Raw genomic sequence first — 20,661 nt, 5'->3', positions numbered from 1 at the left:
GCGATGCAAAGTGTGCTGTGCATCACTTATGTCAGTGGCGGCCGATATGGTGAGCCCGCGACCGTAAGATGGGACCGATCGAGGAGGAGCAGATGAGATTCATCGCCACGGGGGACTGGCAGCTCGGCATGACCGCGCACTACCTCAGCGAAGAGGCACGGCCCAGGTTCCACCGTGCCCGCCTCGATGCCGTTGCCCGCATCGGAGCGCTCGCCGCCGAGAAGAACGCAGAGTTCGTCCTCGTCTGCGGAGACGTATTCGAAACCAACCAGCTCGACCGCGCGATCATCGCCCGCACCTTCGAAGTCCTCAACGCGTTCACCGTCCCGGTCGTGCTGCTTCCCGGCAACCACGACCCCCTGGACGCCGCCTCGATCTATGACTCTCAGGCCTTCTCCTCCCGGGTGCCCTCGCATGTGCATGTCCTGCGCAGCAGCGACCCCTTCACCGTCGTTCCCGGGGTCGAGATCATCGGCGCCCCCTGGTCCTCCAAACATCCCCAAGGGGATCTCGTCGCCGCAGCGACGAAAGACCTCGCCGAGGTGGCTGCCGGTGATATCCGGATCATCGCCGGCCACGGAGCCGTGAGCGTCCTCGACCCCGATCGGGAATCGCTGGCCACCATCGACACCGACCATCTGCAGGCACTGCTGCGCGACGACCGTGCCCAGTTCGTCGCGCTCGGTGACCGGCACGCGACCTTCGAAGTCGCCGACCGCATCTGGTACCCGGGGGCACCGGAAGTGACCTCTCGGCGGGAGACCGATCCGGGCAACGTCCTCGTCGTCGACATCGATGCCGACACCCACCGGGCCGAGGTCGACAAGATCCACGTCGGCACGTGGGCCTTCACCGTCATCGAAGCCGACCTCAACTCCACCGAGGATGTCAGCGAGTTCGAAGAGCGGATGAACGCCGTCCCCGACAAGGACCGCACGGCGGTGTGGCTGATCCTGCGCGGCACTCTGCCGACGGCGGCGAAAGCCCGACTCGACGAACAGCTCGACCACTTCTCCGACCTGTTCGCCCTCGTCTCACTCTGGGAACGGCACATGGACCTGGCCGTCGTCGCCGCCGACGACGACTTCGCCGATCTCGGACTGAGCGGATACCTGCAGGAGACCCTCGACGAACTCTCCACACGAGCCACAGCAGACGACGACTCAGCAGCCACGGCCCAAGACGCACTCGGCCTGCTCTTCCGATTCGCCAGGAGCGGCTCATGAGACTCCATTCCATCCGCCTCATCGACTACCGCGCCATCAGCGACGCCACCGTCGACTTCAGCTCCGGAGTGACGATCGTCGAAGGCCCGAACGAGGTCGGGAAGTCCTCGATCCACCAAGCCATCACACAGCTGCGTGAGGACAAGGACAGCTCCCGCAAGGCCAGCGTCAAAGACACCCAACCGGTCGGCTCCGACGTTGGTCCACGGGTCAACCTGCACCTGAGCACCGGGGACTACGAACTCCGATACAGCAAACGCTGGATCAAACAGCCCTTCACCGAACTGAGCATTCTCAAGCCTGTGCCTGAACAGCTCAGCGGCAACGAGGCACACGAAAGATTCTTGGCGATCCTCGACGAAACCGTCGACGTCGACCTGCTCGATGCCCTCGACGTCGCTCAGGGACGCAGCCTCGATCAGGCGTCCTTGGCCGAGATCAAGGCACTGCACGGCGCTCTGGGCGAGGCCGGGGATGAGCCGGCCGACCACGATGCCTTCCTCGACCGAGTCGAATCCGAATACCTGAGGTTCTTCACGGCCAAAGGCAAAGAGACCGGTGAACTGCGCAGACTCACCGAGCAGCTTCCCGCCGCCGAAGAACAGTATCGTGATTTGGTGGCTCGCAGCGCCGACATGGACGCGCTCGTCGACCGACATGCTCGAGCAACTGAGCGGCTGAAGGGTGTGCGTGCCCAACTGGAGTCGGCCGTGACCGAACGCAAAGACGCTGAGGCAGCCGTGCAGGCTGTGTCCGGGCTCAAGACCGAACTCGACCGTGCGCTCGAACGCGCAAGCGCCGCGCAGAGAGAACGACAGCGTGCCGAGGAGGCACGTGACCGTCGCCAGGCACTCATCACTGAGGTCGCCTCGGCTGAAAAGGCAGTGAAGACTGCCGACGCCGCACTCGAGAAGGTCACGGCCGCACAGCAGGAAGAGGACTCGACTCTCGCCGAAGCGCAGAAGAGCCTCGAGGCCAGACAGGCCGAACTCGTCGGCGCGCAGGACCAGGCGAAGAGCGCATCTGCCGAACTCGCTCGTGTCCGCGCACGCAGAGAGGTCGACACTCTGCGGAAGAGACTGACCGATATCCGTCAGCAGGAACATCGTGTCGCCGAAGCGAAAGCGACGATCGGGTCGATCATCGTGACCGCGAAGGACGTTGAGAAACTCGGAGGACTGTTCACCGAGCTGCGCATCGCGCAGAACGCGAAGACCGCGGCCGCCGCACAGATCGTCGCCCGCCGCCTCGGCGACACCGCCGTGAGCATCGACGGAACCGATGTGTCGAAGGGATCCGCCGAGGAATTCGCCGTAACCTCGGAGCTGCAGATCCTCGTCGACTCCGTCGTCGACATCACCGTGCGTCCGGGACAGTCACCGGCCGAACTCGACCGGGCCCTCGACTCCGCGCAGATCATTCTCGACGCGGAACTCGACCGGCTCGGCGTGACCACACTTGAACAGGCACGCGAACGCAGCGAGGTGCGCACCGATGCCGAAGCCGTGCTGGCCGAAGCCTCATCGACTCTGCGGGTGCTCATCGGCGACGACGACCGTGACGGACTCGATGCCGCACTCACTCGAGCCGAACACCTGGCGGGGGACCCTGCTGATACCAGCGGAACCGCCGCATCGATCGACGACCTCGAAGCACGAGTCGAATCGACGTCGGCCGCCGTTGACGATGCGACCGAACAGGTCGAGACGGCCAGGACCGGGCTCGAACGCATTCGCACCGACCGGGATGAGGCACGTGTGGCAGCCGTGCGCGCACAGTCGACGCGCGAACAGGCGGCGACGACGCTGCAGAACCTCAGCACCCGCCTGAGCGCGGACAGGGAAGCGAACTCCGATGAGTCCCTCGACGAAGCCCTGACTGCCGCTGCGGCGACACTGACACAGTTGGAGGCCCAGGCCGCTGCCGCACGCTCCGCTTACGAGGCCGCCGATCCGGAGACTCTCGAGATGCGACTGCAGAACGCTCTCCAGCTCGTCGACAGCAAGCAGAAGCAGCAGGAGAAGGACCGGCAGGAGGTCGATCAGCTCTCGGCTCTCATCGATGATCGTGCGGCCGAAGGCATCTACGACAAGCTCAAAGCCGCAGAGCAGAACGTGGAGTCCATTCGGTCAAAGCTGGCTCGCATGCAGCGGCAGGCAAATGCGATCCGACTGCTGCGCGACACCGTGCTCGCACACAAGGAAGAGGCTCAGCGGAGGTACGTCGCCCCGTTCAAGGAGGCGATCGAGAAGCTGGGTCGGGTGATCTTCGGCCAGGGGCTGTCGGTGGAGATCTCCGAGAATCTCGAAATCGTCTCCCGCACGCTCGACGGACGCACCGTGGCCTTCGACGCGCTCTCGGGTGGGACGAAGGAGCAGCTGGCGCTCATCGGCCGACTCGCCGTCGCCACCCTCGTCGATGCGGATGCCGGAGCCCCGGTCATCCTCGACGATGCCTTCGGCTTCTCCGATGAGCAGCGCCTGGCCGCCCTCAACGTCATCCTCGGCAATGTCGGCCGCACGGCCCAGGTCATTCTGCTCACCTGTCAGCCCGACCGCTTCGCCTCCATCGGCGGCGCCGAAACCGTCAGCCTGGGCTGAACCTCGGCGTCCAGTCTCGGCGTCGACAAGGAAGCATGCGTTAACCTGGGGGTCATGAGCGAGAAGACCTATGCCGATGAAGTCATCGTCCGCTGCTCCGGCGGCGGGTACTACCGCACTCGCTGGATTCCGCTGGTGTCATTCAAATCCATCCGCTTCGGTGCGTATCGCTTCCAACATCGCCCGGTCCACGGCCGATGGGAGATGGCAGACATCGTTGAGGACGACGAACAGACTCCGGAGATCATCAGCGAGGCAGACAAGTATCCGGCATCCCGCGTCCCCTGACGGACGCTGACGTGACCCGAATGATCGAGTTGCGGCCGATCCGTGTCGAATTCTGCCGCTCAGAATCCGGCACGGAACGTCCGGAACTTGAGGCGGCTGCCTTCAGTCTGCGGGAGCGGCCGTCGGCTCAGCAGCCGCCTTCGCCGCTTGGGCGGCTTCGACGGCATCGGCGCGGATGGTCCGTCGCAGGATCTTGCCCGAACTCGTCTTCGGCAGCTGATCGATGAACGTCACCTGGTGCGGAGCCTTGTAGGAAGCGAGCTTCTGCCGGCAGAATGACATGATCTCCTCAGCGGTCGCCTCGGCGCCGGGCTGCAGGGTGACGAAAGCCGACACATCCTCGCCGCGGTAGTCATCGGGGATGCCCACGACAGCTGCCTCCTGGATGGCCGGGTGCATATAGAGCACATCCTCGACTTCCCGCGGCCAGACCTTGAAGCCGGAGGCATTGATCATGTCCTTCTTCCGGTCGACGATGAACAGCCACCCGTCTTCATTCATGAACCCGACATCGCCGGTGTGCAGCTCGCCGTTGGGGATCTGCTCCGCGGTGGCCTGCGGGTTGTTGAGGTAACTGGAGACCACCTGCGGTCCGGAGATCGCAACCTCTCCGACCTCCCCGGGGCCCATGGGCTGACCGTGGTCATCGAGGATGCGGATCATCACATCCGGCTGCGGCAGACCGCAGGCGAGGTTCCCGCTGTCCGGGTCGACCGGGGCTTGGAATCCATGCGGCACGGTGGCGACCTGGGCGCAGGTCTCCGACAGGCCGTAGCCCTGACCGACATAGATCTCGGCACGCTCTTCGAACTTGTTGACCAGTCCTTCGGGCAGCGGTGCACCGCCGGACATGAGAGATTTGAAGGATGCGAACTTCTCGGCGCTGAAGTCGGGATGCGCCATCATCGCCGTGTAGATCGTGGCCGGGCCGGCCATGTACGCAGGCTTCTCCCGATCACACAGAGCGATGAGCGAACCGGGTTCGAAACGATAGTTGAGGATGAGCCGGGCACCACCGGCCACGGCCGCAAGGAACTGGCAGATGAATCCGGTGATGTGGAACAGGGGAGCCAGCGAGACATAGCCGTCGCCGGGACCCAGGATCGGGTTGCGCAGGCAGTACCGCGAGTTGCTCGAGATATTCGCATGAGTCGCCGCCGCTCCCTTCGACCGTCCCGAGGTGCCGGACGTGTAGGCGATGAGACCGAGGTCCGACGGAGCAGGGGAGTGCGGGGTGAAATCGGTATCGAGGTTGTCCTCCACCGCCTCTGAGAACGCAAAACGTCCTTCGGCCGGCGGCAGGTCCTCGAAGCGCGGCAGCTTGTCGAACATCGCATAGATTGCATCAGGGCCATCCGTCTGGAAGCTCCGGTCATCACTGAGCACAACCAGCGGCAGGTCCGACGTATAGTCCTTGACCCGGTCGAGATAGGCAGCCTGAGAGACGATGAGCCCTTTGACCTCGGAGTCGGCGAAGATGTGCTCGAGCTCGCCGCGGTACATGGGGTTGAGGGGGACGACGGCGCCTCCGGCCTTCCAGATCCCATAGGTGGAGATCACGAACGCGGGGGTGTTCTGATCATAGATGCCGACACGGTCGCCGGGCTTGATCCCCTGGGCCGAGAGGAAGGCAGCGAAAGCTGTCGACCACCGGTCGAACTCCGCCCAGGTCAGGGTGAATCCGTAGTAGTTGATGCCCTCCTCGTCGCCACGGGCGTCGACCGTGTCAGCCAGATCGGCCAAGGGCGTGGAATCCGGCAGCACATAGGGCTCCTGAGCGAGATCGCCCAAAGTGGTGATCCATGGGCGATCCTCAAACCAATTGTTCGTCATTGAACATCCTTTCGCAGGCTGTTCCGGGCCCGTGCACACTGCTGCGGCCCCGGTGGGGTCTCACTGTATCGCGGAAGAGTCGACCTCAGCCGCGGTATTTCCTGATCTCATTGCGGGCGATGGAGCGCTTGTGCACTTCATCCGGTCCATCGGCCAGACGCAGGGTGCGCATATGCGCCCACATCCGGGCCAGTGGGAAGTCCTCGGTGACGCCACCGCCGCCGTGGACCTGAACCGCCCGATCGATGACCTTCAGCGCCATCGTCGGTGCGACAACCTTGATCTCAGCGATCTCGTTCTTCGCCACCTTGTTGCCGTACTTGTCCATCATGTACGCGGCGTGCAGGGTCAGCAGCCGAGCCTGATCGATCTCGATCCGGGACTCGGCGATCCAGTCTTGGATGTTCGCCCGATTCGACAGCTTCTCACCGAAAGTCACGCGAGATTCTGCGCGCTTGACCATGAGTTCGAGCGCCCGCTCGGCGGCTCCGATGGCACGCATGCAGTGGTGGATCCGGCCCGGACCCAGGCGCGCCTGACTGATGGCGAAGCCTTCGCCCTCGCCCTTGAGAATGTCCTTGAACGGCACGAGCACGTTCTCGAAGATGATCTCGGCATGGCCCTCCCGGTCGGCGTAGCCGTACACGGGCAGGTTGCGCACAACGGTGACTCCGGCGGCATCGATCGGCACGACGAGCATCGACTGCTGACGGTGCACCTCGGCGGTGGGATCGGTCTTTCCCATGACGATGAGCACCCGGCAGTTCGGATGCATCGCGTTCGACGCAAACCACTTGCGCCCATTGAGCACGAATCCGTCGTCGGTGCGCTCCATGCTCATCTCGACGTTCGTCGCATCGGAGCTGGCTACGGCCGGCTCCGTCATGGCAAACGCCGAAGCAATCTCGCCCTCGAGCAGGGGCCCCAGGTACTTCTCCTTGTGCTCATCCGTGCCGAAGACCGTGAATACCTCCATATTGCCGGTGTCCGGCGCATTGCAGTTGATCGCTTCCGGGGCGATCTCCAGGCTGCGCCCGGTGATCTCGGCCAATGGAGCGTATTCGAGGTTCGTCAGCCCGGGTCCCCATTCCGGGTGCGGGTGGAAGAGGTTCCACAGGCCCTGCTTCTTCGCTTCGGCTTTGAGGTCTTCGAGGATCTGCGGCTGTGTGTGGGGACTGGCCGCCGCGGCCATCTGCTCGGCGTAGACCGGCTCGGCCGGGTAGACGAATTCGTCCATGAAGGCGTTCAGACGCTCCTGATACTCGCGTCCGCGTTCGCTGATTTCCAACACGTGGGCTCCTTGCTTCTCGGTGGGTCTCACACTGCTGTGAGGTCTGGTCTCAGGCGAGTCTCACCCGCTGGTGGGGCTCGGTGTCACTGTTCACTGAGTCGGGCTTGGTATCGGGACATTCCGCGCAGCCAGCGGTCGTAGTCGCTGCCTTTCATCCGGTACATCTCGAGCACTTCGGGGTGCGGCAGGATGAGGAACTGCTCGTTCTCAACGGCGTCGAGAACGATGGCGGCCACCTCGGCGGGTTCCAGGACGGTCCCGGCTGAGGTCACGGCCTTCTGGGCGGCGCCGCCGGCGGGTCCGGCGTCGTCGAGCAGATTCGTGTTCACTCCCATCGGGCAGACCACCGAGGCGCGGATTCCGTCGTCGCGGTAGGTCATGGCCAACCATTCCGCGAATCCGACTGACGCATGCTTGGTCACCGAATATGCGGCCGAGCCGATCTGCGTGAGCAGCCCTGCCGCCGAGGCGGTGGCGACGAAATACCCGGAACCGGCCTCTTGCCAACGGGGGACGAGTGCCTGCGCGGCGCGGATATGGGCGCGCATGTTGACGTCGATGATCGCGTCCCAGTCGGCGTCGGATTCTCCGAGCATCGATGGACCGATGATTCCGGCATTGGCGAAGTACAGATCGATCCCGCCGAGGCTGTCGTCGGCAGAATCGATGAGCGCACCGATTCCTTCGACCGATGACACGTCCCCTGTCCACGCGAATGCCGAGGTGCCGAGTACGGCGGCGGTGTCGACGACAGTGGGGGAGAGGTCCGCGAGAACGACTGACGCACCGCGTTCGATGAGCTCGGCGGCCAAAGCGGCGCCGATTCCACCGGCGGCCCCGGTGACCACCGCACGCATGCCGACCAGGGGCGAGGTCATGATCTCTCCAACAGGTCGAGGGCTTGGCGAGCGAGGTCTTCAACCCCGGCTCCGGCCTCGTCCGGGTCGAGATCGAGGTCGCCCATCTTGCCTGTCGCCAGTCGTGTGTAGACGCCTTCACGGATGCAGGCCAGTTTCCACATCGCGAACGCCGAGTAGTAGCTGACATCGTGGACTTCGTGCCCGCTGACTTCCTCATAGCGGTCGATGAGTTCGTCTGTGGTGGGGAAACCGTCGTCGGCTCGGGGCACCCAGATGCTGGTGTACTGTTCGGGCACCGTGAGCATGGCGACGAAATAGCCGAGGTCGGTGAGCACCTCACCGATGGCTGTCAGCTCCCAGTCGACGACGGCATTGACCGTCCCGGAAGGGGTGAAGATCATATTGTTCGGTTTGAAGTCCCCGTGCGCGATTCCCACAGGCGATCCCGCAGGGTCGGGCATGGCCTCGCGGAGGACATCGTGGACCTCATGGATGATCGGAGTCTCGCGCATCGCGATCTTCTCGACCTGCCCGATCCAACGACGCAGCTGTCGGTCGATGAGACCGCCGGGTCGACGCAGATCGGACAATCCGACAGCATCGACGTCGACGGAATGGATCGCCGCCAGGGCGTCGACCATGCCGAAGGCGCAGTCGCGGCGATTCTCAGCAGGGATGGACTCCCACTCGGAGGGAGTGTTGATCGGGAACCCGGGGCAGTGATCCATGAACACGAAGGGCACGTCGAGGACCTCCGGGTCATCGACGATGTCGAGGACGGTCGGCACCGGAACGCTGCTGTCGTTGAGAGCGGCCATAATCCGGCCTTCGCGGGCGACGTTGTGAGCACTGCCGCCTTCGTGGCCGAGGGGCGGGCGGCGCAGCACCCAGCGCGGACTGCTGTCGACGAGGATGGCGAACGTGAGATTCGAGCGACCGACCGACATCACTTCGACCTCGAAGTCGCTGACCCCGAACCTCTGCTCGATCCATCTGCCGATGCTGTCCACATCGAACCCTGCCGGTGATTGTGTCATCCTTGACCTTCCCGAGTGAACAATCGTTCAGTAGAGTTCACAGTATTCATCCCGGGCGGGAGAGTCAAGCCGTGAAAGTGATCACGGTCATAGCCGCGCGGTGTGATAGACGTGAGAAGACCGCCGCCACCGGAGCCGGAGCGTTCCGCGTGGGCCACAACGTTAGCGAGGAAACTATGAAAGCCATTCGCGTCACCGCTCTGACCGGGCCCGATGATGTGGAGCATCTCGATGTGGAGCGCCCGTCGCCGGGGCCGGGCCAGGTGCTCATCAAGGTCGCCTACGCCGGAGTGACCTTCCCCGAGCTGCTGCAGACGCGCGGGATGTATCAGGTCAAGCATGACCTGCCATTCACCCTGGGTTCCGAAGCGTCCGGAACTGTCGCCGAGGCGGGGCCGGGCTCCCGGTTCGCCGTCGGTGATCGGGTCGCGGCGATCACGGGCTCGGGCACTTTCGCCGAGTACCTTGTGGCCGCCGACGAGGCCACCGTGAAGGTGCCGGATTCGGTTTCCTTAGCCGATGCCGCAGGTATGCCGATGAACGTGCTCACTGCGGACTTCGCGCTGCGTGTGCGCGCCGATGCCCGGCCGGGCCAGAGCCTCCTCGTCCACGGTGCTGCGGGTGGCCTCGGTTCGGCCGCGGTGCAGCTGGGCTCGGCGATGGGCCTCGACGTCGTCGCCGTCGTCTCGACCGAAGCGAAGGCCGATGCGGTTCGTGAGATCGGCGCGAGGCATGTCGTCTTCGCCGACGGTTTCAAAGACGCGACGAAGGAGATCTTCCCGGGCGGCGTCGATATCGTCTTCGACCCTGTCGGCGGCGACCGCTTCACCGATTCGACGCGAGTGCTCGCACCCTTCGGCCGGCTGCTCGTCCTCGGCTTCACTGCCGGCGAGATTCCCTCGATCAAGGTCAACCGACTGCTGCTGAAGAACATCTCCGTCGATGGTGTCGCGTGGGGCGCGGCGACTGTCGGTCATCCGTCGCTCATCGACGAACAGTGGCAGGCCGTGGCCGAGTATGTGTCCGCCGGGCGCCTCAATCCGCGCAACCATGCGAGGTATCCGCTGGCGCAGGCGGCAGCAGCGATCAAGGAACTCGAATCCCGCTCCGTGATCGGCAAGGTGCTGCTCGAGATCGCGGGGGAGTGAGACCGGCGACGACCGCACTCATCCGGGAACGGCGCGGATGTCCCAGGGCAGACCACCGAGGCGGGTGAGTCGTCCCACATTCGAGCGGAAATCCCTCGGCCGCCGGACCGTTTCGGTGCTCCGTCCCCTAGACTGGGCCGCTGCGATTCCAGACGGAACGAGCATCGATACCCAACAGCCCCGCAGCCGACGGCAGAGTCAGCGGGGCACGGAAGGCAGCGCCACCCGTGAGCCAGACCAGCACCCGCACGGTCTCCGCCGATCAGTCGGCTGAGCCGCCTCCTGCGACAGACGACCCCGGCCATATCGGCCCCCGCCGCCTCGACCGGCCCGTGGCCGGGGCGAGCGTGGGGATCCTCGCGAGCTTCGTCGCCCTCGCTCTCATCGTCCCTGATCGGATGTCGGGCTGGGTGGGGGCCGGGTTCGCCGCCTGTGCCGAGATATTCGGGATGTACTGGCAGATCCTGCTGCTGGCCACATTCCTCATCGCGCTCGTCCTCGTCTTCACTCCCTGGGCGAAGGCCAGATTGGGCAACCAGGCGCGACCGGACTTCAACCGCTTCTCCTGGATCGCGATGATCATGATGACCCTGCTCGCGGCAGGGGGAGTGTTCTGGGCGGCCGCCGAACCGATGTACCACTACACCTCGAGACCACCGTATTTCTCCGATGGCGACGGCGGAGTCGACGCAGTGGCTGCAGCATTGGCCACAAGCTTCATCGACTGGGGCTTCCTCGCCTGGGCGATTCTCGGCTCGCTGGGTGCCATCGTCATGATGCGCGCTGCCGAGAAAGGCATGCCACTTCGCCCCCGCAGCCTGCTGTATCCCATCATGGGCAGGCGTGCGGCCACCGGACCGATCGCTGCGATCGTCGACGTCGTGTGCGTGATCTCAGTCGCGGCGGGCACCATCGGCCCGGTCGGCTTCCTCGGCCTTCAGGTCTCCTACGGTCTCAATTCGCTGTTCGGGATCCCCGACGTCTATCCCGTCCAGCTCCTCGTCATCGCGACGCTCACCGCGGTCGCCGGAGTCAGTGTCTTCTCCGGAGTCAACCGCGGCATCCGATTCCTCAGCTCCGCGAACGTGTGGTTGGCGCTCGGCCTCATGGCCGCGGTGCTCGTGCTCGGATCGGCGTGGTTCGTCGTCAAGAGCTTCTTCGACGGATTCGCCCTCTACGTCACCGACTTCTTCAGCATGACCCTCTACCGCGGGGACACCGAGTGGCTGTCCGGGTGGACCGTCTTCTTCTTCGGCTGGTTCCTCGGCTATGCGCCGCTGATGGCGATCTTCGTCGCCCGGATCTCCAAGGGCCGTACGGTCCGCGATCTGCTCATCAGCACGACGGTGCTGCCTCCCGTGGCCACGACCTTCTGGTTCACAGTGCTCGGCGGCACAGGCATATTCCTTGAGCAGAAGTCGGACGGGGCGATCTCGGAGCCGCTCATGGAGGGCGGACTGCCCGCGGCGGTCATGGCGATCAGCGGTCAGCTGCCGCTGTCGCTGGTCATCAGCTTCGGCTTCCTCGTCCTGACGATGACCTTTGTCGCCACGACCACGGACTCGATGTCGTTTGCCATGTCCCAGTCGTGCATGACCTCCGGGGAACCCTCTCCGAGGCTGCGCGCCACCTGGGCTCTGCTCATCGGCATCACAGCGGCCGTGCTCATCAGCCTCGGCGACGGGGGAGTGGAGGCTCTGCAGTCGGCGATCGTCATCACCGCTGTGCCGGTGGGCTTCGTGATGCTGCCGGCGCTGGTTGCCGCTCCTGTCTACGTCCGGCAGATGGCGCGCGAACAGAAGGTGTGAGAACGGTCGGATCGGCGGCTGCGGGCCGTCAGCCCTGCGTGTGCTCACCGTGTTCGTCGATCCACGTCCAACCGGGCGGCATCGGTGCCCAGGCGGCGACCTCGCGGCCTGCCTTCGAGCTGTCGGCGAGGACGATGACGGCGCCTGCCCGCTCGGCGATGAGCTCCTTCGTCCGGGCCTCGTCGAGGCTCGGTTCGCCGAGCCCCTGAGCGGTGTCGACGGCATCAGCGCCGAGGAACGCGATGTCGACATGGATGCGGGCCAGCGCATGGTCCGACAGCGCCCCGGTCGTTCCGTGGGACAGGGTCGAGACCTCACCGCCGATCATGATGACAGTGGGTCCGGCAGGATGGGCAAGGGTCAGCGCGATCTCGAGGCCGCGGGTGACCACGGTGAGCTCGCTGCGGTCCCTGATCCTCTCGGCCAGACGCACAGCCGTCGATCCGGCATCGAGGAAGACGGTGCGCACTCGGGCATCGTCGAGGTGTGCGAGGGCGCGGGCGACGATGGCGTCCTTCGCTTCGGCCTGCTGTTCCATGCGCTCGCCCAGCGGCGGTTCGACGTACCCTGCGGCAGCGGCTCCGCCGATGGTGCGGATGATCTCACCGTCTGCGGCCATATCGCGCAGGTCGCGGCGGATCGTCGATTCCGAGGTCTCGAGGGCCCCGGCCAGGCGGGGGATGCTCCACGATCCGGTCTTGAGCAGGCCGAGAATGGCTTCGCGGCGCCGCTGGGTCCCTGATCGGATCGCCATCTGTCTTCCTCTCCTCGGTCACGGAGCCGACCGCAGCTGAGTCGCCGCGGTCGGTCATATGACTCAGCCTACTTCGGCAGGTACTCCGCGCGGATGCCGTCGACGAACGGCGCATAACCGATGGCTGCCCGGTAGGCCGAGCGCATGGTGCCCGCATCGGCGATGCCCTGACCGGCGATGTCGAAGGCAGTGCCGTGATCGACGGAGGTGCGCAGGATGGGCAGGCCCACAGTGACCGAGATCGTCCCATCGAAGTCGAAGGTCTTCGACGCGATGTGTCCCTGGTCGTGGTACTGCGAGAGGATGCCGTCGAAGCGGCCGGTCAGCCCCTGATGGAAGACGGAATCGGCCGGGATCGGTCCGGCGACTTCGAAGGCGCCACCGGCATTGACCTTCTCGACGGCCGGACGGAGGATCTCGATCTCCTCGTCGCCGAAGGCGCCGTTCTCACCACCGTGCGGGTTGAGCGCGGCGACGGCCAGCCTCGGCGAGGAGACGCCGTAGAGCTGCAGGGCACGATGGGCGCGTTCGATCGAGTCGATTTGGGTCTCGACGGTGAGGGCGTCGATGGCCTTGCGCAGGGACATGTGGCGGGTGGCGAAGAAGATCTGGAGTTTGTGGTCGGGGACCTTCGTGTTCTCCACGACGAACATCGTGTCCTGCTTCGTCACTCCGGTCAGCTCACCGAGCATCTCGGTGTGCCCGAGGTGCTGCGATCCGGACTTCCACACGGCTTCCTTGTTGATGGGGCCGGTGACGATGCCGGCGACCTGCTGATCCATGGCCGCCTGGGTGGCGATCTCGATCGCGGCCACCGAAGCCCTGCCCGCGCGCGCGTCGACGACGCCCCACTCGGGAAGGTCATCGTCGAGCACGCCGATGTCGAAGACGTCGATGACGCCTTCGCCGGCCGACGGGGTCGACCAGTCGGAGATGGAACGCAGTTCGACGTCGAGTCCGAGGACCTCGACGGCACGTTTCATCACGGCCAGATCCGCCACAGCGATTCCATGCTGATCGTCTCTGCCGGCGAACTCCGCAAGCACCATGGTGGTGATCTCCGGTCCGATTCCGACCGGGTCACCCACGGTCACGGCGAGTGCTGGTGCTGTCATTTCTGTCTCCTCAGATGGTCCGGATGAGTGTCGGTGGGTGGGGTGCTGGGGTCGTCGTGCACGATTCAGTCTCGCCTGACGCGAGCAGTCGTCGACAGGAATTCGAGGCATTCGACGGCTGTGCCGGTGTCACCGATGAGCCCGCCCTTCGTGACGATCGGCAGTCCGTCAGAGCTTCCGCCGACGAGGCGGCCGCCCACGGCCAGAGGCACGATCTCCTTGTCGATCTCCATCCCCATCGCGCCGAGCTCGCGCATCACTGTGGCGGTGACGTCCCCGCCGGTGGTGTAGAGGCCGGAGACTGGGATGGCGGACATGACCGCCGAGGCGATCAGTGCCAGGCGCAGTGTCGTCTGCTCGGATTCAGCATCGGTGAGTTCGCGCAGGTCGCTGGTCTCGAGGACGGTGGCGACGATGATCGCCCGCGCCGAGGCGGTCCGATCGATGAGGCCCAGTGCGGCCTCGACATCGGGCAGGCCCGCATCGTCCAAAGGTGCGCTCAGGACAGTGATCGTGGGGTCCTCGGCCACTGCAGCAAGCTGCGCACGCGTGACCTCGGTGGCCGATCCCGAAATGCCGAGCAGAATGCCGTCGGCGCGAGCCGGCAGCCGAGACTGAGCCAGGGCGAGGCTGCCGGGCCCCGGGTCGATGGTCACCCAGTCCAACCGCTCATCGTCGGCCAGACCTGCGCGGTTGCGGATCTCTGGGGTGGCCGCCTCGGCGAGGTCGTGGCTGATCTCAGCGATGACGGAACCGACGAGCTCGATATGCTCGGTGGTCAGGGCATCGGCGATGAGCACGTCGGCCCCTTCTCCGATTGCGTCGAGTACGGCGATGCGCACGGCATCCCGACCGGCCAGCACCGTGGCGATATCGACGAGGCGGCTGTTGAGATCCGTGCCGGCGGCAAGGACGTCCTCGATGACGGAGGTGCGCATGGGGGAGCGGACGTCATGGGCGAGCTCGGTGTGTTCGAGCAGTCGGCCGCCCAGCAGTTGTCGCCCCTGCACGGTGGTTCTGCCTGCGGCAGGGAACGCCGGCACGCACAGGCCCAGTACGCGATGCGGCGGACCATCGGTCCCGGCGAGAGACCGTCTGCGGGCCGCGACGGCGGCGGCCGCGGCGGGTCCGACATTGCCGCGCAGGGTGGTGTCGATGCGGCATGCCACGAGGTCGACGGCCCCGGCGGTTTTGATGAGTTCGGTGTAGAGCTCACTTGCCTGCGGTGCAGGCAGGTGCCGGGAGTCGGTGTTGACGACGACCGCGTCGAAATCATCGAGCAGCCCGCTGATGTCGACGCCGCCGGCCGGGTTGGTATCGGTGACGGTGATCGTCCGCAGGCCCGCCTCGGCGAACAGGGCTCCGCACGCATTTCCGCCGGTGAGATCGTCGGCGACGATGAGGATGCGCGGTTTCGCCTGCGCCGAGGGGGAAGCTGCCGTCGTGCCGGGATCCGGCAGGTGGAAGGTGCTCATACGATCAAGTCGAGCACGAACAGCAGCGGAAGGGAACAGATCCACACGGCAGTGGTGATTCCCGACCAGCCCTTGATGGCATTGATTCCGTCGAGGCCGGCGAACCGGGTGACGACCCAGAAGTAGGAGTCGTTGAAGTAGGAGAAGACCATCGAACCGGCGGTGCAGGCCATGACGGCCACGAGCGGATCGAGTCCCAGCGGGGCGATGAGCGGAGCCGTCACCGAGGCGGCGGTGATCATCGCGACCGTACCCGATCCCTGAGCCAGCCGGACGAAGGAGGCGATGAGGAACGGGACGAGAAGCGCGGGCAGGCTGATCGAGGCGATCGCCTCGGCGAGGGCGTCACCGACACCCGATTCGCGTAGGACCAGTCCGAAGCTGCCACCGGCGCCGGTGATGAGGAGGATGAGACCGGCCGAGGCGGCACCGTCGGCCAGCCAGCTCTGCACCTGATTGCGTGGGGTCACGCGGGGCAGCAGCGTGTAGACGGCGAGGATGAGGCCGATGATCAGGGCGACGACCGGGTTGCCGAAGAATGCCAGCGGAGCGACCCAGGCGGAGGGTTCGTACGCGTCGCCGGCGAGTTCTCCCTGTGCGCTCTTGTCGATTGCGGTGCCGACCGTGTTGGCCACGATGAGCAGCAGCGGGACGATGAGCGGCAGGAAGCCGAGGAAGGCGCCCGGCTTCTTGCCGGTGCCCGGGGCGGAGCCGGCCGCGTCCTGCGACGTCGCGGAGTCGGTGGAGCTGTCGCCGGAGTGCTCATGGTCGGCCGTGAGGGTGGATACCCTGGATGATCCTTCTTTGGTGCCCTCCGCCGAGGCGGCCGAGACCTCGGTGTAGACGTCATGCTTGACCTGGGCGTTGAGCATGGGTTCGAGCTTCGGCCCGATCCAGCGCGCGTAGACGACGACCACGGGCAGGAGAACCACGGTGAAGACGATGCCGGCGAGGATGACCGATCCGATGTCGGCACCGAGGATGCCGGTGGCAGCCAAAGGACCCGGCGTCGGCGGCACCATGTGATGAGTCAGGGTCATACCGCAGCCGAGAGCCAGCGCGAGGGTGACGTAGCCGCCCTTCTTCACGCGGGCGATCGAACGAGCCAGCGGATTCATGATCACGTAGCCGGAGTCGCAGAAGACGGGGATGGACACGAGCGAGCCGACGGTTCCCATCGCCCACGGCTCACGGCCCTTGCCGAAGGCACGGAGGAAGGCGCGGGCGAGGGAGTCGGCGGCTCCGGAGACTTCGAGGATCTTGCCGATGCCGACGCCGAGGCCGATGACGATGCCGATGCTGGCCAGGGTGTCGCCGAAGCCGGTGGTGATCGAGTCGATGATCGAGAGCAGATCCTGACCGGCGACGATGCCGGTGACGACGGCCGCCAGAAGCAGGGCGATGAAGGCGTCGAGTCGGGTCGCGAGCACGATGACGACGATCGTCGCGATGCCGGCGGCCAACGCCAGTATGAGTTGCAGGTCCATGGGGTCCTCCGCGGTGAGGCCGGCTCGCAAGCGAGCCAGGGTGTGTGGTTCTCATTGACTTCGACACGACCTGCGATGCCCGAGGGCAGTCGACGATCAGAAGCGAAGTTGAACAGCATGAGCAAGTATGAGTCATAACTGCACGTTGATGCAATGTCGAGCGCAGGTGCGTTCCTCCCGCGGAGAGGGTGCGTGAATGCGGAGTCAAGCGTGCGAGTGCGGAGGCGCGTGCGTGAATGCAGAAATTCGAGGGAGCGGAATGTTGATTTCAGCGGACTGAATCTACAATCTGCTCCCTCGAATCTGCGTAGTGCTCGTTTAGAGGGTATCGAGGAGGTTCCTGGTGGCTCAGGCGTGTGGGTCGACGATGATCTTCACGTGGTGCTCGTTGTTGCTGATGAGTTCGTCGAAGCCGCCCGTGATGAGCTCGTCCCGGCCGATGCGTGCGGTGATGAAAGCTGAGAGATGGATGGTGCCGCCGGCGGCCAGTCTGATCGTCTCCGGGTGGTCGCCGGAGTAGCCGATGGTTCCACGCAGGTCGATCTCCTTGGGGACCAGCTTCGGCATATCGACCTCGGGCTTGTGCCCCCAGATGGACACGTTGACGATGACTCCGCCGGGACGGACGGCGTCGAGGAGCATGTCCAGAACCGCGGGGACGGACGAGCATTCGAATCCCACGTCGGCTCCACGTCCGCCCGTGCACTCGCGGACGGTTTCGGCGACGTCGGACTCACGCGGGTCGAAGACCTCGTCGGCGACGCCTGTTGAGAGTGCCATCTGCTTGCGCGCCTCGGAGAGCTCGGAGATGTAGACGGTCAGTCCTTTGGCTTTGAGGACGGCGGCAGTGAGGAGGCCGATGGGTCCTGCGCCGCCGACGATGGCGGTCTGGCCGGATGTGGCGTCCGAGCGAACGACTGCATGGTGGGCGACTGACAATGGTTCGATCAACGCAGCCTGATCGAGCGGAATATCGCCGATCGGGTGCACCCAGCGACGCTGCACGACGATCTTCTCCGACAGTCCGCCGCCATGGCCGCCGAGGCCGATGAAGTTCATGTCCTTCGACAGCTGATAGCTCTGGCCGGGGCCGGTGTCGACGTCTTCGGCAATGATGTTGGGCTCGACGACGACGTTCTGGCCGACGTTCAGGTCGGTGACGCCTTCGCCGAGGTGGGTGATCGTGCCGGAGAACTCGTGCCCCATGGTCACTGGGGCTGATTCGCCGGAGATCGGATGCGGGTGGCCCGCCGGTGGGACGAAGATCGGCCCCCTCCAGATATTCGTGGAGATCGGTTCCGCAGATCCCGCACCAGGCGACGTCGATGGCGACTGTGCCTGGCCGCAGTTCGGGTTCTGGGATGTCTTCGATTCGGATGTCTTTGCGAGCGTGGAATCGTGCTGCCCTCATGATGAGTCCTTTCGTGGGGCGTATCCGTGCCATTCGGTGTTCTTCGACGCTAGAGCGTTTGCGACGTGAGAGCCAGGGTTGCAGGCGATTGCATGTGAGGGGCATCACCATTGATTTATACCCCCGAGGGGTATAGACTATGGGTATGGACAAGCCGCAGAATCATCTTCATTACGGAATGCAGTCTGCTGAGACAGGCCATTCCGCACACACTGAGACCATGGCCCACTCCGATCACGAGAGCCACTCCGGCCATTCGGGCCACGCGAGTCATGCCGGCCATGGCGATCACGTCGCGCAGTTCCGGAGGCTGTTCTGGATCATGCTCGTCATCTCCGTGCCCGTCGTCGCATTCAGTCCGATGTTCGGCCACCTCGTCGGATACGAGGTTCCCGAAACCGGCATCCTCGGTGCACTCCGATGGCTCGCGCCGATCCTCGGCACCGTCATGTATGTCTGGGGCGGCAAACCCTTCCTGACCGGCGGCCTCGACGAGATCAAGGGGCGCAGCCCCGGCATGATGCTGCTCATCGCACTGGCGATCACGGTCGCCTTCATCTCCTCCTGGGGCTCGTCGTTGGGTCTGCTCGACCCGCAGCTCGACTTCTGGTGGGAGCTGGCCCTTTTGGTCGTGATCATGCTTGCCGGTCACTGGATGGAGATGCGCTCTCTGGCGCAGACCACCTCGGCGCTGGACAGCCTCGCCGCACTGTTGCCCGATGAGGCGGAGAAGATCGTCGATGGGGAGACGGTGAGCGTCGCTCCGGGCGAGCTTGTCGTCGGTGACATCGTCCTCGTCCGTCCCGGTTCCTCGGTTCCCGCGGACGGTCGGATCATCGACGGTTCGGCCCATATGGACGAATCCATGGTCACCGGAGAGTCCGCCACGGTCCGACGGGGCGAAGGCGATGCCGTTGTGGCTGGCACCGTCGCTACGGATTCCGGACTCCGGGTCGAGATCACCGCGATCGGTGATGACACAACATTGGCGGGAATCCAGAAGCTGGTCTCCGATGCTCAGAACTCTTCGTCGCGTGCGCAGCGCATCGCCGACAAGGCATCGGCGTGGCTGTTCTGGTTCGCTCTCGGCGCTGCCGTGATCACCGCAGTCGTCTGGTCGCTCATCGGTATGCCGGACTCGGCGGTCGTGCGCACGATCACCGTGCTCGTCATCGCCTGTCCTCACGCCCTGGGCCTGGCCATTCCTCTGGTCGTGTCCATCGCCACCGAGCGCGCGGCCCGTGCCGGTGTCCTCGTCAAGGACCGGCTCGCACTCGAGACGATGCGCACGGTCGATTCCGTGCTCTTCGACAAGACCGGCACCCTGACGAAAGGTGAGCCGACGGTCACCGGCATCGAGGCCGTACCGACCGACGGGACCGCGCGGACCGAGGATGAGTTGCTCGGTCTGGCCGCCGCAGTCGAAGCCGACAGTGAACACCCGTTGGCCACCGCCATCGTCAAGGCAGCCGCTGAGCGGGGGATCGACGTGCCGAGTGCATCCGACTTCTCCTCGTCTCCTGCGGTCGGCGTCAGAGCCGTCATCGCGGGCGAGACGGTCGAGGTCGGTGGACCCAGGCTCCTCGAGGCGCACGATGCCTCAGAGGTGAAGGCTGCGGAGGCTTGGCGCGCTGAAGGTGCCATCATTCTCCATGTGCTCGTCGACGGAGCCGTTGTCGGTGCCCTGCGGCTGGCCGATGAGATCCGGCCGGAATCGCGCGAAGCCGTCGACGCGCTCCATGCTATCGGTGCTCAGGTCGTGATGATCACCGGAGACGCCGAGGCGGTCGCGCAGTCCGTTGCGTCCGAGCTCGGCATCGACCGTGTCTTTGCCGGAGTCCATCCCGCTGACAAGGCGACGAAGGTCTCCGAACTGCAGGGGGAGGGGAGTCGCGTGGCGATGGTCGGTGACGGGGTCAACGATGCGCCCGCTCTGGCGCAGGCCGATGTCGGCATCGCCATCGGCGCGGGAACCGACGTGGCCATCGCCTCTGCCGGAGTCATCCTCGCCTCCGACGATCCGCGTTCAGTGCTCTCGATCGTCGAGCTCTCTCGCGCTACTTACCGGAAGATGAAGCAGAACCTGTGGTGGGCGGCCGGATACAACCTGCTGTCGGTGCCGTTGGCGGCAGGAATCCTCGCTCCCATCGGGTTCGTTCTGCCGATGAGCGTGGGCGCGATCCTGATGTCGATCTCGACGATCGTCGTCGCCCTCAACGCTCAGCTGCTGCGCCGACTCGACCTTCATCCGCAGGCGGCTGTCGAGCGAGTGCATTCCAAGAGCTGATCTCGGCGGAGACGACTGAGGCGGGTGATGCCGTTGAGCAC

The 20,661-nt window shown here is 65.1% G+C and carries 14 protein-coding genes and 1 pseudogene; 6 read left to right on the top strand and 9 right to left on the bottom strand.

Annotated elements, in window-relative coordinates; all coding sequences use genetic code 11:
* Positions 1–92: 92 nt before the first annotated feature.
* The 3 genes from BI49514_RS05800 to BI49514_RS05790 are packed head-to-tail and all read left to right on the top strand — an operon-like array spanning position 93 to position 4,114.
* Positions 93–1,226: a metallophosphoesterase family protein gene (locus tag BI49514_RS05800; RefSeq protein ID WP_101545226.1), complete on the top strand. Its 1,134-nt coding sequence runs from the start codon at positions 93–95 to the stop codon at positions 1,224–1,226.
* Positions 1,223–3,826: an ATP-binding protein gene (locus BI49514_RS05795; protein WP_101545080.1), complete on the top strand. Its 2,604-nt coding sequence runs from the start codon at positions 1,223–1,225 to the stop codon at positions 3,824–3,826. Before BI49514_RS05800 ends, BI49514_RS05795 begins: the two co-directional genes overlap by 4 nt.
* Positions 3,827–3,880: 54 nt before the next feature.
* Positions 3,881–4,114, top strand: coding sequence for a hypothetical protein (locus BI49514_RS05790; RefSeq protein WP_101545078.1), 234 nt, complete (start codon positions 3,881–3,883; stop codon positions 4,112–4,114).
* Between the two features lie 102 nt (positions 4,115–4,216).
* Here the strand turns inward: BI49514_RS05790 and BI49514_RS05785 are convergent, their stop codons facing one another.
* From BI49514_RS05785 to BI49514_RS05770, 4 genes are all read right to left on the bottom strand, one after another.
* Entirely contained in the window at positions 4,217–5,947 is a 1,731-nt protein-coding gene (locus BI49514_RS05785) for a class I adenylate-forming enzyme family protein (protein WP_101545076.1), read from the bottom strand.
* Between the two features lie 85 nt (positions 5,948–6,032).
* Entirely contained in the window at positions 6,033–7,238 is a 1,206-nt protein-coding gene (locus tag BI49514_RS05780) for an acyl-CoA dehydrogenase family protein (protein ID WP_101545074.1), read from the bottom strand.
* An 83-nt stretch (positions 7,239–7,321) separates the two neighbouring features.
* The gene (locus tag BI49514_RS05775) at positions 7,322–8,116 is read right to left on the bottom strand and encodes an SDR family oxidoreductase (protein WP_208634972.1); all 795 of its coding nucleotides are present in this window, start codon (positions 8,114–8,116) and stop codon (positions 7,322–7,324) included.
* Positions 8,113–9,135, bottom strand: a complete 1,023-nt coding sequence (locus BI49514_RS05770; RefSeq protein WP_101545072.1) for a phosphotransferase family protein — start codon at positions 9,133–9,135, stop codon at positions 8,113–8,115. Before BI49514_RS05770 ends, BI49514_RS05775 begins: the two co-directional genes overlap by 4 nt.
* Positions 9,136–9,311: 176 nt before the next feature.
* On the opposite strand from BI49514_RS05770, the gene BI49514_RS05765 reads away from it, so the two are divergent.
* A complete protein-coding gene (locus tag BI49514_RS05765) occupies positions 9,312–10,283 on the top strand; it encodes an NADPH:quinone oxidoreductase family protein (RefSeq protein WP_101545070.1) in 972 nt (323 codons plus the stop codon).
* 227 nt (positions 10,284–10,510) lie between these two features.
* On the top strand, positions 10,511–12,091 hold the full coding sequence (locus tag BI49514_RS05760; protein ID WP_101545069.1) for a BCCT family transporter: 1,581 nt from the start codon (positions 10,511–10,513) through the stop codon (positions 12,089–12,091).
* A gap of 28 nt (positions 12,092–12,119) precedes the next feature.
* Here the strand turns inward: BI49514_RS05760 and BI49514_RS05755 are convergent, their stop codons facing one another.
* The 5 genes and pseudogenes from BI49514_RS05755 to BI49514_RS05735 form a co-directional block, all read right to left on the bottom strand.
* Positions 12,120–12,845: a DeoR/GlpR family DNA-binding transcription regulator gene (locus BI49514_RS05755; RefSeq protein WP_101545067.1), complete on the bottom strand. Its 726-nt coding sequence runs from the start codon at positions 12,843–12,845 to the stop codon at positions 12,120–12,122.
* Positions 12,846–12,913: 68 nt separating this feature from the next.
* Complete coding sequence (pdxA, locus tag BI49514_RS05750; RefSeq protein ID WP_101545060.1) at positions 12,914–13,960, bottom strand: 4-hydroxythreonine-4-phosphate dehydrogenase PdxA; 1,047 nt, start codon at positions 13,958–13,960, stop codon at positions 12,914–12,916.
* 65 nt (positions 13,961–14,025) lie between these two features.
* Positions 14,026–15,435 carry a four-carbon acid sugar kinase family protein gene (locus BI49514_RS05745; RefSeq protein WP_101545057.1) on the bottom strand — a complete coding sequence of 470 codons (1,410 nt, stop codon included), beginning with the start codon at positions 15,433–15,435 and terminating at the stop codon, positions 14,026–14,028.
* Entirely contained in the window at positions 15,432–16,922 is a 1,491-nt protein-coding gene (locus BI49514_RS05740) for a GntP family permease (protein ID WP_101545056.1), read from the bottom strand. The genes BI49514_RS05745 and BI49514_RS05740 overlap by 4 nt, the downstream gene beginning before the upstream one ends.
* Before the next feature lie 348 nt (positions 16,923–17,270).
* Positions 17,271–18,333 (bottom strand): annotated as a pseudogene (locus BI49514_RS05735) (2,3-butanediol dehydrogenase).
* A 139-nt stretch (positions 18,334–18,472) separates the two neighbouring features.
* Here BI49514_RS05735 and BI49514_RS05730 point away from each other — a divergent pair.
* Entirely contained in the window at positions 18,473–20,620 is a 2,148-nt protein-coding gene (locus BI49514_RS05730) for a heavy metal translocating P-type ATPase (RefSeq protein WP_101545054.1), read from the top strand.
* The last annotated feature ends 41 nt before the right edge of the window (positions 20,621–20,661 follow it).

Source organism: Brevibacterium iodinum ATCC 49514 (genome assembly GCF_900169265.1).
Taxonomy (GTDB): Bacteria; Actinomycetota; Actinomycetes; order Actinomycetales; family Brevibacteriaceae; genus Brevibacterium; species Brevibacterium iodinum.
The sequence above is the reverse complement of the archived record's forward strand: the minus strand, read 5'-3'. Positions and strand labels throughout refer to the sequence as shown.